Annotated in this window: 9 protein-coding genes; 4 read left to right on the plus strand and 5 right to left on the minus strand. The window is 73.3% G+C overall.

The annotated features are described in order from the left end of the window. The first annotated feature begins 48 nt into the window (after positions 1 to 48). The 3 genes from AC07DO_RS08040 to purB all read left to right on the plus strand — a co-directional run bounded on the left by AC07DO_RS08040 (position 49) and on the right by purB (position 6,891). Complete coding sequence (locus AC07DO_RS08040) at positions 49 to 4,401, plus strand: beta-ketoacyl synthase N-terminal-like domain-containing protein (RefSeq protein ID WP_479057802.1); 4,353 nt, start codon at positions 49 to 51, stop codon at positions 4,399 to 4,401. A gap of 35 nt (positions 4,402 to 4,436) precedes the next feature. After that, positions 4,437 to 5,306 (plus strand): TauD/TfdA dioxygenase family protein, encoded by an 870-nt coding sequence (locus tag AC07DO_RS08045; RefSeq protein ID WP_479057803.1) that lies wholly within the window; start codon positions 4,437 to 4,439, stop codon positions 5,304 to 5,306. A 142-nt stretch (positions 5,307 to 5,448) separates the two neighbouring features. Further along, a complete protein-coding gene (gene purB / locus AC07DO_RS08050; protein ID WP_479057804.1) occupies positions 5,449 to 6,891 on the plus strand; it encodes an adenylosuccinate lyase in 1,443 nt (480 codons plus the stop codon). A 76-nt stretch (positions 6,892 to 6,967) separates the two neighbouring features. On the opposite strand, the gene AC07DO_RS08055 is transcribed toward purB, so the two are convergent. The 5 genes from AC07DO_RS08055 to AC07DO_RS08075 form a co-directional block, all read right to left on the minus strand. After that, positions 6,968 to 7,804, minus strand: a complete 837-nt coding sequence (locus AC07DO_RS08055) for a SigB/SigF/SigG family RNA polymerase sigma factor (RefSeq protein WP_479057805.1) — start codon at positions 7,802 to 7,804, stop codon at positions 6,968 to 6,970. A 359-nt stretch (positions 7,805 to 8,163) separates the two neighbouring features. Next, positions 8,164 to 8,829 (minus strand): HAD family hydrolase, encoded by a 666-nt coding sequence (locus tag AC07DO_RS08060; RefSeq protein WP_479057806.1) that lies wholly within the window; start codon positions 8,827 to 8,829, stop codon positions 8,164 to 8,166. 43 nt (positions 8,830 to 8,872) lie between these two features. Next, positions 8,873 to 10,114: a cytochrome P450 gene (locus AC07DO_RS08065; protein ID WP_479057807.1), complete on the minus strand. Its 1,242-nt coding sequence runs from the start codon at positions 10,112 to 10,114 to the stop codon at positions 8,873 to 8,875. 150 nt (positions 10,115 to 10,264) lie between these two features. Further along, entirely contained in the window at positions 10,265 to 11,647 is a 1,383-nt protein-coding gene (gene lysA, locus AC07DO_RS08070; RefSeq protein WP_479057808.1) for a diaminopimelate decarboxylase, read from the minus strand. 30 nt (positions 11,648 to 11,677) lie between these two features. After that, entirely contained in the window at positions 11,678 to 12,082 is a 405-nt protein-coding gene (locus tag AC07DO_RS08075) for an SAV_915 family protein (RefSeq protein WP_479057809.1), read from the minus strand. Positions 12,083 to 12,465: 383 nt separating this feature from the next. Here AC07DO_RS08075 and AC07DO_RS08080 point away from each other — a divergent pair, with 383 nt between their 5' ends. Next, entirely contained in the window at positions 12,466 to 13,254 is a 789-nt protein-coding gene (locus AC07DO_RS08080; RefSeq protein ID WP_479057810.1) for a GNAT family N-acetyltransferase, read from the plus strand. The last annotated feature ends 159 nt before the right edge of the window (positions 13,255 to 13,413 follow it).

A 13,413-nucleotide genomic window follows, 5' to 3' on the forward strand; every position in this document is an offset into this window, starting at 1 on the left:
CCCGCGGCCGCTCCACCGGCGGCGGACGACCATATCGCCGTCGTCGGAATGGCCGTCCGCGCACCCGTCGCACCGGACCTCGCGGCCTTCTGGGACCTGGTGGTCTCCGGGCGGAGCGGCATCGAGTACTTCGACGCGCCGGACGGCCTGGTCGGGGCGCGCAGCCGGCTCGACGGGCCGCTGGACTTCGACCCCGCGCGGTTCGGCATCAGCCGTCAGGAAGCACGGCTGATGGACCCGCAGCAGCGCCAGCTGCTCATGACCTGCGTCGAGGCGCTCGCCCACGCGGGCATGGCCGACCCCGGCGCGCCGCGGACCGGGCTGGTCGCGGGAGCGGGCGAGAACACCTACTTCCGGGCGATGCTCCGCGACACCGATCCCGCCGCGCTGCCCGACGACTTCCAGCTGGCGCTCCACCACGAGAAGGACTTCCTCGCCACCAAGGCCGCCTTCCACCTCGGGCTGACCGGACCGGCGCTCGCCGCACAGACCGCGTGCTCCAGTTCGCTGGTCGCCGTGCATCTGGCCGCGTCCCTGCTGCGTTCGGACGACGCCGACGTGATGCTCGCGGGCGGCGTACTCGTCGACCCGGAACTGGCCGGCGGCTACCGCTACCGCCCGCAGCACATCTTCTCCCCCGACGGCCACTGCCGGCCCTTCAGCGACGACGCGGGCGGCACCGTCGGGGGCAGCGGCGCCGGAGTGCTCGTGCTCAAGACGCTCGCCCGCGCCCGGCGCGACGGCGACACCGTCTACGCGGTGATCAGCGGCTCCGCGGTGAACAACGACGGCGCGGCCAAGCTCAGTTACAGCGCGCCGTCCCTGGCGGGGCAACGCGAGGTGATCCGCAGCGCCCTGGCGCGCAGCGGCCGTACGGGCTCCGACGTGGCGTACGTCGAGGCGCACGGCACCGGTACGCGGCTCGGCGATCCCGTGGAGGCGGGAGCCCTGCGCCAGGCGCTCGGCGTGACCGAGCCGGACCGTTGCTCGCTCGGTTCGGTGAAGAGCCAGATCGGCCACCTGGGCGCGGCCGCGGGCGTCGTGGGTCTGATCAGGGCGGTGCTCGCGGTCCACCACGGCCGGATTCCGCCCACGCGCGACTTCCGCGCGCTCAACCCGGAGATCGGCCCCGACCCCGCACCGTTCTACGTACCGACGCAGGCGCTTCCCTGGCCCGACGGCCGGGAACGGGTCGCCGCGGTGAGCAGCTTCGGCATCGGCGGCACCAACGCGCACGTGATCGTGGAGGCGGCCGGACCGTCGGCGGACCCGGTCTCGCCGGAGGCCGCGGGCTCCGAGGGCGTGCCGCTCGTCGTACTGTCCGGGGTGAGCGAGGCCCAACTCGCCGCGGACGCCGAGCGCGTCGCCGCCCACCTCACCCGTCATCCCGACCGTTACGCCCGTACGCTGCGGCACCTTCAGGCGGGCCGCCCGCAGGGCCCGCTGCGAGCTGCCGCCGTCTGCCGGGACGCGGCCACCGCCGTCGCCTGGCTGCGCACGGCGTCCGCTGCCGTGACACGCCCCGGTCTCGACCCCGGGCCCGCCCTGGAGACCCGGGGCCGCCGCGCGGCCGACCTGGCCGACGCCTGGCTCGCGGGCCGCACGCTCGCCTGGCCGGACGGCCCGGCGCAACCGCCGTGGGACTTCCCCGCCCCCGCCTTCGACCTCGCCCCCTACGGCTACCGCCGCGACCACCCCTACCGCCCCTACCGCCGCACGGAATCCCCCCTTCCGGAACCGCGGTCGACCGGCTTGGAGGTCACGCCCGACACCGTGGCGGTGCCGCCTCGGCTGCCCGAGACGGAGTGGCTGCACCAGCCGCAGTGGACCCGGCTGCGGCGGGCCGCGACGGGCGCCACGGTGCCGTGCCCGCGGACGGTCGTCGTCATGGCGGACGGCCCCGCGGACGGCGCGGCCCCGGCCGCCCTCGCCCCGGGCCACCGCCGTGTGGTGTGGATCAGGGCCGCCGAGCACTTCGCACGCCCGGCGCACGACCGCTTCGAGGCGGACCCGGCCGACCCCGAGCAGCTGCGACGCGTCCTGCACGCGCTGGCCGAGGAGGGCTGCCAGGAGGCCGACTGGCTGCACACGCTGCCGCTCGGCATCGACGGGCCGGTCGGCGACAAGGCGCTCGACCGGGCGGTGCGGGCCTGCCTGGACACCCCCGCCGCCCTGGTCCGCGCCCTTCGGTCGGCACCGCAGGAGCTGTCCGTGCGTCCGTGGTGGCTGTCGTGCGGGTCCCGTCCGGTGCTCGGCGCGGTCACCCGCCCGGAGGCGGCGCTGCTCGCCGGAGTTACCGAGGTCGCGCCGCAGGAGGGCGGCCCCGACGGGCACTGGGTGGACGTCGAGGACCCGGACGGCTGGGCGCCGCAGGTGTCCGCGCTGCTGGCCGCGTCGGGCTCCGCGCCGCCGCGTCATCTCGCGCTGCGCGAGGGATTCTGGTGGGAACAGGTGACGCTGCCCGTCCGGGTGGAGGCTCCACAGGTGGGGGCTCCACAGGTGGGGGCTCCGGAAAGCGCGACGACCGGTTCCACGGCGGGCGACCACGTCATCCTCGGCGGCACCGGCGGCATCGGCACGGCCCTCGCCGCGTGGCTGCTCGAACACACCGCGGGACGTGTGCTGTTGCTGTCCCGGCGGCCGCGGCTGCCCGCGGAGCTGGCCCGCTGGGCCGACCGCGTCGACCTGATGGAGGCGGATCTCGCCGTCACACCGCCGAAGGACGTGGCAGCCCGGATCGCCGGCCGCACGACGGCACTGGCCTCCGTGGTGCATGCCGCCGGAGTGCCGGCGGGCGGCCTGCTGTCCCGTCGCGCGACGGGCTCCGCGCATGTGGCGCATGCCGCCAAGACGCGCGGCGCGCTGGTGGTGGAACTCCTCGTCGAGCAGTTCCGCCCGGACATCGCCGTCTACTGCTCTTCGATGTCGGCGCAGTTCGGAGGCGTCGGCCAGTACGACTACGCGGCGGCCAACGCCCTCCTCGACGCCTTCGCCCGGTACGACGGTGACGGACACGGTGACGGACACGGTGACGGGCGCGGTGACGGGACGGGCCCGACCGCGCGGATCGGCATCGGCTGGGACGTGTGGAGCGAGGCCGGCATGGCGTTGCACGCGCCGACCGGGGACAGCAGGCACCAGGCCCATCTCGGGGTCGGCCTGACCGTGGCGGAGGGGCTGCGCACGTTCGCGCGGGCGCTCGAACTCCGGCTGCCGCACGTGCTCGTGTCCACCACCGACCTGGAACGGTCGCGCGTCTTCTACGCGGGTCCGGCGCCCGGCACACCGCGCCGGCCACTCCGGGAGACCGCGCCCGCCGAGGAACCCGGCGAGCTGCTGGCCCGCTGGGCACGGGCCGCCCTGGACGTCGACGACCTCGCCCCGGACACGTCGCTGTACGACCTTGGGGCCGACTCACTGACCCTCCTGGACCTCATCGAGAAGATCGACCAGCACTTCGGCGTGGAGCTGGACCTCGCGTCCTTCAGCCACCGGGCCAGCCTCACCGAGATCGAGGGGCTGCTGGCCGAGCGGCGGGGCGAACCGTCGAGCCGGAGCGGCACCGCGGACACGTCCACGGCCACGTCCACAGCCACGTCCACGGACGCCCACGAGGTCGCGCTGGAGATCTGGCAGGAGGGCACCGGCACCGACGTGGTGTGCCTCGTGCATCCGGTCGGCGGAGACATCCAGTCCTACCGCTCGCTGGTCGCCGCCCTCGATCCGAGTCTGACCGTCGCCCTGATCGCCGACCCCGGGCTGCGACAGGACGCCCCTGCCGGGTCTCCCGGCTGGACCCTGCGCGAACGCGCCCGCCGCTACGCGTCGGCCCTGCGGGCCCGCTTCCCCGAGAGCGCGTGGCGCCGCCACCTGGCGGGCTGGTCCTTCGGGGCGTGGGTGGCCGCCGACATGGCGGCCGAAGCCGAGGCCACCGGCCACCCGGTCGGCTCGCTGCACCTGGTCGACCCGCCGCCGCCCGGCAGCGGCCCGGTCTTCGACGCGTACGACGACACGCAGTTGAACGCGGTGTTCGCCGCCGAACTCGGTGTCGCGGGGGATGGCAGGGCCGGGCAGCAGGCCCGCGCGTACGCCGAGCGGCTCGCCCGGTGCTGCCGCGCCAACCTGCGCAGCATGGCCGACCACGAGGTGCCCCGGATCGGCGGCACACCCACCCGGCTCTGGCAGGCCGAGCGGCCGTCGGCCGGGCTTCCCGCGCTCGGCAGCCCCGCGGAGCAGCGCGCCCGGTGGCGCTCCCACCTGCCGGAATCCATGGAGTGGGGCGTGCTGGCCACGGACCACTACGGCGTCGTACGACAGCCGCACGCCGGAGCGGTGGCGGAGGCGATCAACGCCGCGAGCGACGCTTCCGCCGCCCCCGTCGGGCGCCCGCACCGCCCCTGATGCACCGACCCGCCCCGCAACCCCAGGAGGACCCTGTGGAGCAGTACGAGCTGGACGCCCTCGAAGCGATCACGACCAGGCCGCCGAGGGACTACCGGGAGATATCCGTCGCTCCCCTGACCCCCGTCATCGGCGCCGAGGTCTCCGGCGTGGGCCTCGGCCAGCTGTCCGACGCGCAGCTGGCCGAGGTCAGGACGGCCTTTCTCGACCACCACGTCCTGGTCTTCCGCGACCAGGAGATCACCGAGGAGGAGCACAAGCGTCTCGCCGGGCACTTCGGCGAGCTGCGCCCGGTGAACCCGCCGCCGCCGGAGGGCGACCCGTACGTGCTGGAGATCAAGACCAGCTCGGCCGCCGCGAACGTCGCGGGGAACGCCTGGCACGCGGACGGCACCGCGGACGCCGAGCCGTCCCTCGGCTCGATGCTGTACATCACCGAGACCACGGAGGGCGGGAGCGGCGGCGACACCCTGTTCGCCAACATGCACCTGGCCTACGAGATGCTCTCCCCCACCTGGCGCGGACTCCTCGACGGCCTGACCGCCGTGCACGACGGCGAGCAGAGCTTCCGGGGCTACGCCGTGCCGCCGAACTACGAGATCCCCGTCAACGAACACCCGCTCGTGGTCCGGCACCCCGAGACCGACCGCCCGATCCTCTACGTCAACCAGGCGTACACCTCCCGCATCCCGCAGCTGTCGGAGGACGAGAGCCGCGCGGTGCTCGACATGCTGTTCGCCCTCGTGACGAACCGCCCGCTGCTGACCTGCCGCGTCCGCTGGACCCCGAACACCCTGGTCTTCTGGGACAACCGCTGCGTGCAGCACCACGCGACGTACGACTACTATCCGCTGACCCGCTACGGTCGGCGCGTCGCGATCAACGGCGGCCCGCTGAAGGGCTGACCCTCGTGCGCCGGGCCGTCCACGGGGCGGCGGCCCGGGCGCCGAAGGTGTCGGAGGCGTCGATCCAGGGGCTCTGACCTGGAGGTTCCTACATACGCGGATGGTTCGGAGCCTGTATGGACGCCCGGTAAACTCCGTACACGTGACTGCCGCGCCCGCAAAGCCCCGTATCCCGAACGTCCTCGCCGGACGTTATGCCTCCGCCGAGCTCGCCACCCTCTGGTCGCCCGAGCAGAAGGTGAAGCTGGAGCGTCAGCTCTGGCTCGCCGTGCTGCACGCCCAGAAGGACCTCGGGATCGAGGTTCCCGACGCCGCCATCGCCGACTACGAGCGCGTGCTCGACCAGGTCGACCTGGCCTCGATCGCCGAACGCGAGAAGGTCACGCGCCATGACGTGAAGGCCCGCATCGAGGAGTTCAACGCCCTCGCCGGGCACGAGCACGTCCACAAGGGCATGACCTCGCGCGACCTGACCGAGAACGTGGAGCAGCTGCAGATCCGGCTCTCCCTCGAGCTGATCCGCTCCCGCACCGTCGCGGTCCTCGCCCGGCTCGGCAAGCTCGCCGGGGAGTACGGCGAGCTGGTCATGGCGGGCCGCTCCCACAACGTCGCCGCGCAGGCGACGACGCTGGGCAAGCGCTTCGCCACCGGTGCCGACGAGCTGCTCGTCGCGTACCGCCGCGTCGACGAGCTCATCGACCGCTACCCGCTGCGCGGCATCAAGGGCCCGGTCGGCACCGCCCAGGACATGCTCGACCTGCTCGGCGGCGACGCCGCGAAGCTCGCCGACCTGGAGCAGCGGATCGCCTCGCACCTGGGCTTCGAGTCGGCCTTCACCTCGGTCGGCCAGGTCTACCCGCGCTCCCTCGACTACGACGTCGTGACCGCGCTCGTGCAGGTCGCCGCCGCGCCCTCCTCCATCGCCAAGACGATCCGCCTGATGGCGGGCCACGAGCTGGTCACCGAGGGCTTCAAGCCCGGCCAGGTCGGCTCGTCCGCGATGCCGCACAAGATGAACACCCGCTCGTGCGAGCGCGTCAACGGCCTCACCGTCATCCTGCGCGGCTACGCGTCGATGACCGGCGAGCTGGCGGGCGACCAGTGGAACGAGGGCGACGTCTCCTGCTCCGTCGTACGACGGGTCGCGCTGCCCGACGCGTTCTTCGCGCTCGACGGTCTCCTGGAGACCTTCCTGACCGTGCTCGACGAGTTCGGCGCCTTCCCGGCGGTCGTGGCCCGTGAGCTCGACCGCTACCTCCCCTTCCTCGCCACCACCAAGGTCCTGATGGCCTCGGTGCGCGCGGGTGTGGGCCGCGAGGAGGCCCACGAGGCCATCAAGGAGAACGCGGTCGCCTCCGCGCTGGCGATGCGCGAGCAGGGCGCCGAGCGCAACGAACTGCTCGAAAAGCTGGCCGCCGACTCCCGGATCCCGCTGGACCGCGCGCAGCTCGACGAACTCATGGCCGACAAGCTGTCGTTCACCGGTGCCGCGAGCGACCAGGTCACCACGGTCGTCGGGCAGATCGAGGCCCTGCTCAAGGAGCACCCCGAGGCCGCGGCCTACACGCCCGGCGCGATCCTGTAGCGGCGCTCCGCACCGGCACAGCGGCCCGTCCACCGATCCGGTGGGCGGGCCGAGCCGTGTCTCGGAGGGGCCGAGGTCAGGCGGCGCGGGAGGCCGCGCGCCCGACGCCGGCCTCGGCGCGCACCCGGGCGCAACTGGTGCTGATCAGACGTGAGACGTGCATCTGCGAGATGCCGAGCTTCTCCGCGATGCGGCTCTGCGTCATGTCCTCGAAGAAGCGCAGATACAGGATGGTCCGCTCGCGCTCCGGCAGCTTCCGCAGCCCCTGCTTGGCGGCCTCCCGGTCGGTGATGATGTCGTACGCGGCGTCGGGTGCGCCGAGCGTGTCGGCGAGGCTGAAGCCGTCAGGGTCGGCGGACGAGATCTCGGCGTCCAACGACAGGGCGCTGTAGCCCTCCATCGCCTGCATGCCGTCCTTCACCTCGTCCTCCGTCAGGCCCGCGTGCGCGGCGATGTCGGCGATGGAGGGTTCGGGGCCGCTGCCCGGCAGGTCGCGGAGTTCACGCCGGGCGACACGCACCTTGTTGCGCAGGTCCTGGACGCGGCGGGGAACGCGTACGTCCCACATGCGGTCACGGAAGTGCCTGCGCAGTTCGCCGGTGATGGTGGGCACGGCGTAGCTCTCGAAGGCCCCGCGCCCCGGCTCGAACCGGTTGACGGCCTTGACCAGGCCCATCGCGGCGACCTGTCGCAGGTCTTCGAGGCTCTCGCCCTTGTTGCGGTAACGGGCGGCGAGACGGTGGGCCATGGGCAGCCATGCCTCGACGATCTCCGCGCACAGGACCTCCCGCTCCGGGCCGTCGTCGAGGGCGGCGAGCCGGGCGAACTCAGCGGTGGTGTCGGGTGCGTCGTGGTGCGTGTGCCGGGCCGCGGTGCGGCGGCGGGCGGAGTATTCATTGAGGTTCGTAAGCATCGGTTCGCTCCTCAGCGGTGCGCCAACAAGGACCGCGAGGTAACGGAGCACCCCGGCATAGGGCATCCACCAGGAGTGAACACACCGCTCCTCGCAAACGCGCCTCCGGTCCGAAGCACGACGTTCGCCTGCCCCTGCGATGCACCGCCAAACAGGTGTCCGTAAGCCCGACTGCGGGATTCCGTATGTGCGTTCGTGACGTCACTCGATTTGCGGAAGCCCTGCATGTACCGGCATGCGCGGGGCACACGCGACGCGGGGTGCGCGGCGTCGGAACGGCCACCGGACGCACGCATCGCCGACCGGCCGCATTGGGGTGCGGCCGGTCGGCCCTCCTCCTCAGTCCTCCGCCGGGTGGCTCACTTCCCGCCGGTGAGGACCTCACTGTCCAGGTGGCTCAGCAGGTCGGCCGGGTCCGCGAACACGGCCGAGGCGCCCGCCTCTTCCAGATCGCCCCGGGGGATGCCTCCGCACAGCAGCGCGACGCTGCGGACGCCGGCACGGGACGCCGCCCGCATGTCCCACACCGTGTCGCCGACGAACAGCGCGTCCTCCGGAGGGCATTCGGCGATCTCCAGGGCGTGGTGGACGGGATCGGGGGCGGGTTTGCCGGAGGACACGTCGTCCGCGCTGGCGACCCCGGCGATGACGTCGTCGGCGTCGATGGCCCGGCGCAGCGCCCCGAGCTCCTCGCCGCCCGCCGACGTCGCGAGGACGATGCGCCATCCGCGGTCGTCCAGCGCGTGGAGGAGGTCGCGGGCTCCGTTCAGCGCGGGCAGCCGGTCGAAGTACGTGCCGTACAGCGTCTTGTGCGCGGCGCTGATCTTCTCGTCCTGGTCGTGGTCGCGGTTCTCGCCGAGGAGCCGGGCGATGAGATCGGTCGAGCCGAGGCCGATGGACCGGTGGATGTCATGCATGGCGACCTGGTTTCCCGCTTGGCGGAACGCCTCCCACCAGGTGGTGACATGCAGGTGATTGGTGTCGGTGAGTGTTCCGTCCACGTCGAACAGTGCCGCTCGGGCCATGCCTCGCGCCTTTCCGTAGGTGTGTCGAATTCAGCCGATCGGCTCAGCGCACTCCGGTGATGACGAAGCCGCTGCGGGGCCTGGTCGGCATGCGGTGCAGGGGGATGCGCAGGTCCTGCTGGGGGACGTCGTAGTCGAGTCGCGCGAGATGCGGGAGCAGGGTGCTCAGGACGGCGAGGGTGACATCCTCGCCCGGGCAGCGGTGCCCCTGGGAGCCCTCTCCGCCGCCCTGCGGGACGAGTTCGTCGCGGCCGGGCTCGCGGCCGTCGAAACGGTCGGGGTCGAAGACGTACGGCGAGTTCCACAGCTCAGGGTCGTGGTTCTGTCCGTAGAGGTCGAGGAGGACCATGGCGCCCTCGGGGATGGGCTCGCCGTGCCAATCGATGTCGGCGGGGGCGAGACCGGCGACGAACGGAGCGAACGGGTAGAAGCGCCGCACCTCGTGGGCGAACGCACGCGCGTACCCCTTGTCCTGTGCGGCGAGGCGCTCCCGCAGCGCCGGGTTGCGGTGCAGGGCGTGCGCGCCGAACACCGTGTACCAGGTGACGGCGACGGTGGGCCGGAGGATGTTCAGGATCTCCACGGCGGCCGTGCGCGGATCGAGCAGTGCACCGTCGGCGTCCCGGTGGAACGCCACGGCCGCCACCACGGACGGCGGCCGCCCGTCGCCGTCGGACGCCTCTCCCCCCGTCGACCGGAGGTCCTCGACGAGACGGGCGAGCCGGCCCTCCTGGCGCTGCCGGGCACGCCGGGCCTTCCAGTGCCGGGGCCCCGCGGTGGCGAAGCCGTCGACCATCGCCACCAGGTCCTGGGCGGTCCGCCGCGCTTCGTCGTCGGGGTGCTCGGGCAGCGGGACGCCCGCCCAGGCGCACACGGCCCGCGTGATGAGAAGGCTCACCTCGTCGAACAGCGTGACCTGCGAACGGCCGGCCCACTCCTTGGCCGACCGCTCCCACTCCTGCTCGACATGGCGCGCAAGCCCGGCAACTCCGTCCGTGTCCTTGAGGACGTTCACGAAGAGCGCCTTGCGCTGCCGGTGCTCCTCCCCGTCGAGCGTGTGTACCGCCCCCTTGCCGAAGAGCGTGCTCAGCACGGGCTCGGGCAGGGCCGTGCGGCGGCGGACGTGGTCCTCGTCGTAGAAGAACCCGACGGCCGCGGGTCCGCGCAGCGCGACGACCGGCTTGCCGAGCAGCCGGGTGCGGACGGGCCCCGGCCCGTTGCGGCGGCTCAGGTCGGGGAGCCACGCGTAGCCCTTGGTGAGCAGCTGCAGCGTGTTGTCCAGCATGCGGTCCTCCTGGGTGGAAAGGACGCAGGCCACAGGGGTCGACGTACGACGACGGGATCCTCGTGGCCTGCCGATCATTGCTCACGGGTTCCCCGGCTCCAGCTCCGCGAATCAGGGCGAAAGGGATTCACCGCATGGTGCGACGGTCCTCTACAGGCCGATGTCCCGGCTCCTGAAGTCCTCCAGCGACTCCCGGCGGACCAGCAGCCGGGCGTGCCCGTCGGACACGGCGACCACGGGCGGGCGCCCGACGAGGTTGTAGCCGGATGCCATCGACAGGTGGTAGGCCCCGGCGACGGGGACGCCGAGCAGGTCGCCCGGCCGCACATCGCCGGGGAGCGCGACGTCCGAGGCCAGGATGTCGCCGGCCTCGCAGTGCCGGCCGACGACGGTGACCGCGGCGGGCTCGGCCGTGGAGCGGCGCCCGACGAGCCGGGGCAGGTAGCGCACGCCGTACAGGGCGGGGCGCGGGTTGTCGCTCATGCCGCCGTCGACGGCGACGAAGGTCCGCCCGCCGGTGCGCTTGACCGCGAGGACCCGGTAGAGCGCCACACCGGCGGGGCCCGCGATGGCGCGCCCCGGCTCCACGGTCAGGCGAGGCACGGGCAGGTCCGCCGCCGCGCAGCTCCCGACCAGTTCGGCCCGGACCCTGCGGGCGAGCACGGCGATGTCGAGGGCCTCCTCGCCGGGCCGGTACGCGATGCCGTGCCCGCCTCCGAGGTCCAGTTCGGGCAGGGTGAGCCCGTGCTGGTCCTTGATGCGGGCCATCAGGCCGACCATCCGGCGTACAGCGGCGAGGAACGGCTTCTCGGTGGTGATCTGGGAGCCGAGGTGGCAGTGCAGGCCCACCAGTTCGAGGGTCGGCTGACCGAGGATGCGGGCGACCGCGTGCTGGGCGGAGCCGTCCGTGAGCGAGAGCCCGAACTTCTGGTCGTCGGTGCCGGTGCGGATCTTGGCGTGCCCTCCGGCGCCGATACCGGGCACCACCCGCACCATCACCTTCTGGCGGCTGCCCGGCGGTACGGCGGCGGCGAGCCGCGCGATCTCCGAGGCGCTGTCGATCACGATCCGGCCCACGCCGAGCCGGAGGGCGGCCGCCAGGTCGTGCGGGCTCTTGGCGTTGCCGTGCAGCACGATGCGGTCCGCGGGGAAGCCCGTGGTGACGGCGAGCTCCAGTTCCCCGGCGGAGCACACGTCGAGGCCGAGGCCCTCCTCCTCCACCCAGTGCGCCATGGCGCGGCACAGGAACGCCTTGGCGGCGTAGAGGACGTCGGTGTCCGGGAAGGCGCGGCGGTACGTGCGGCAGCGGGCGCGTATGTCTGCCTCGTCGATGAGGTAGGCGGGGGTGCCGAAGCGCTCCGCGACGTCGGTGAGGGGGACGCCGCCGACGGTGAGGTCGCCGTGGGCGGGCTGCGTGGTGGTCGCCGGCCAGACGGACAGGTCGGTGTCGGCCGGTGCCGCGGGGACGGGGGCGGGGGCGGGGAGCACGGCGGGCGTCGGTGCCGGGAGCGGGGGTACGCGCAGTGTGGTCATGGCAGCTTTCCTCTTCGCCTTGTCTCGTCCTCAGCCGTTCCGCGTGGTCAGGGCGCCCACCAGGGGCTCGGGCGTGCCGGTGGGCCTCGGGGCGCCAACGGGACGCGGGTCCGGGTCCCGTGGGGCGGTGATCGTCCGGGGCGGGCCGACGGGGTGGGCGGCGAGCCGGGGGTCGACGGTGACCCCGCTGACGCCGAGCGGCTCGGCGAGGGACCGGAGCGCCGGTTCGGAGAGCCTGATCCACGGCTGGCGGGGGCCGAGGGCCGCGCTCAGGAGCCGCGGGGTGGTGAAGGCGACGGCGGTGCGGCCGCCGACGGGTGTGCGGAACAGGCGGGCCACGCAGCCCGCGGGTCCCGGCCGGACCGGGACGAACAGCGGTCCGGCCGGGCCGGGTTCGCAGGGCTCGGGGTCCTCGGCGTACAGGAGCTCGGCCATGGGTTCCTCCAGGAGAGACGTCTGGCAAGACGGCAGGGAACGAAACGGACACCGCCGGTTCGGTCGGAATCCGACGGCATACGGTGACGTTATGCCCGGCACCGGGTGTCAACCGACCCTCCATGACGCGACGTTGACGCAACCGCGCCGACCCCTGACGCGCTGCCTGCGCCGGAGACCGTCCCGCCGTCCTGCCGTCCCGCCGTCAGGAAGGCGTTGATTCCGCGGAGGGACTCTTGAGCGAGCGGGCCGGGGCCAGTTGGATGTCGCACGGAACGGAACCCGGCGCCCGGACAGTCGGCCGCCGGTCATGGCCCTGCCGACCGGTGCGCCCCGTTCACTCGAAGGTCTCACTCGAAAGCCTCACTCCGGAGGAGCGTCCGATGATGCAGCTTCCCCCGCACCACCTGCCCGCCGTACCGCGCTGGTTCGCGCCCGGCGCCCCCGGGCCCGCGTCCCTCCCCGAGCACGTCACCACCACCGGCGTCGGCCACTGGTGGGCCGACCGCGCCCTCGATCCGCGTACCGTCGCGGTCTCGTGCGCGGGCCATGTGCTGCTGAGCGGCGACCCCGGCAGCGTCGCGCCCGACCTGCTCGCGCCGTTCGCCCGCAGCCATGTCGAGGCCCCCGCCCGCTTCCTGCCGGCGCTCGGCGCCGCTTTCGACCGCCTCGTACCGGCCGAGCGCATGGTGTACATCCATCGCGAACCGGCACCCCCGCCGCGACCGCCACGGGGCGTGACCGTGCGCCGCCTGACGACCTCCGACGCGCCCGCGCTCGCCGCGCTCTCCCCCGACTCGGCGTGGATTTCCGACAGTTGGGGCGGCCCCGAGGGTCTCGCGGGTTCCGGGCACGCCTGGGCCGCGGTGGACCGGGACGGCCGGGTCGCCGCCGTGGCCTGCAGCTACTTCACCGGACAGACGTACGAGGACGTGGCCGTGCTGACCACCCCCGAGCGCCGCCGCGAACGCCTCGCCCTCGCCTGCGTCACCGCCCTGTGCGCGGACATCGACGCACGCGGCCGCACGGCGAGCTGGTCGTGCAGCCGCGACAACCGTCCCAGCCGTCTGCTGGCCTGGACGGCGGGGTTTCGGCTCCACCGCGAGTACGTGCAGTACGTCACGGGAAAGGCGCTCGCACCGCCCCGGGCCTCCACCGACGTCCCTGCCTGACGCCCCACTGCCGCGATATCTGCCGCCATGCCCGACTTGGTGCCCGGCTCGATGCCTCGGGCAAGCAATAGCCCTCCGCTCGTTTGAGATCAAGAGCCACCGGAAGAGGGCAAGGTCACAGCCATTCATGGCACCCCGTGCCATGCATTGCGCCCTAGC

The organism is Streptomyces sp. NPDC045678, assembly GCF_056432085.1.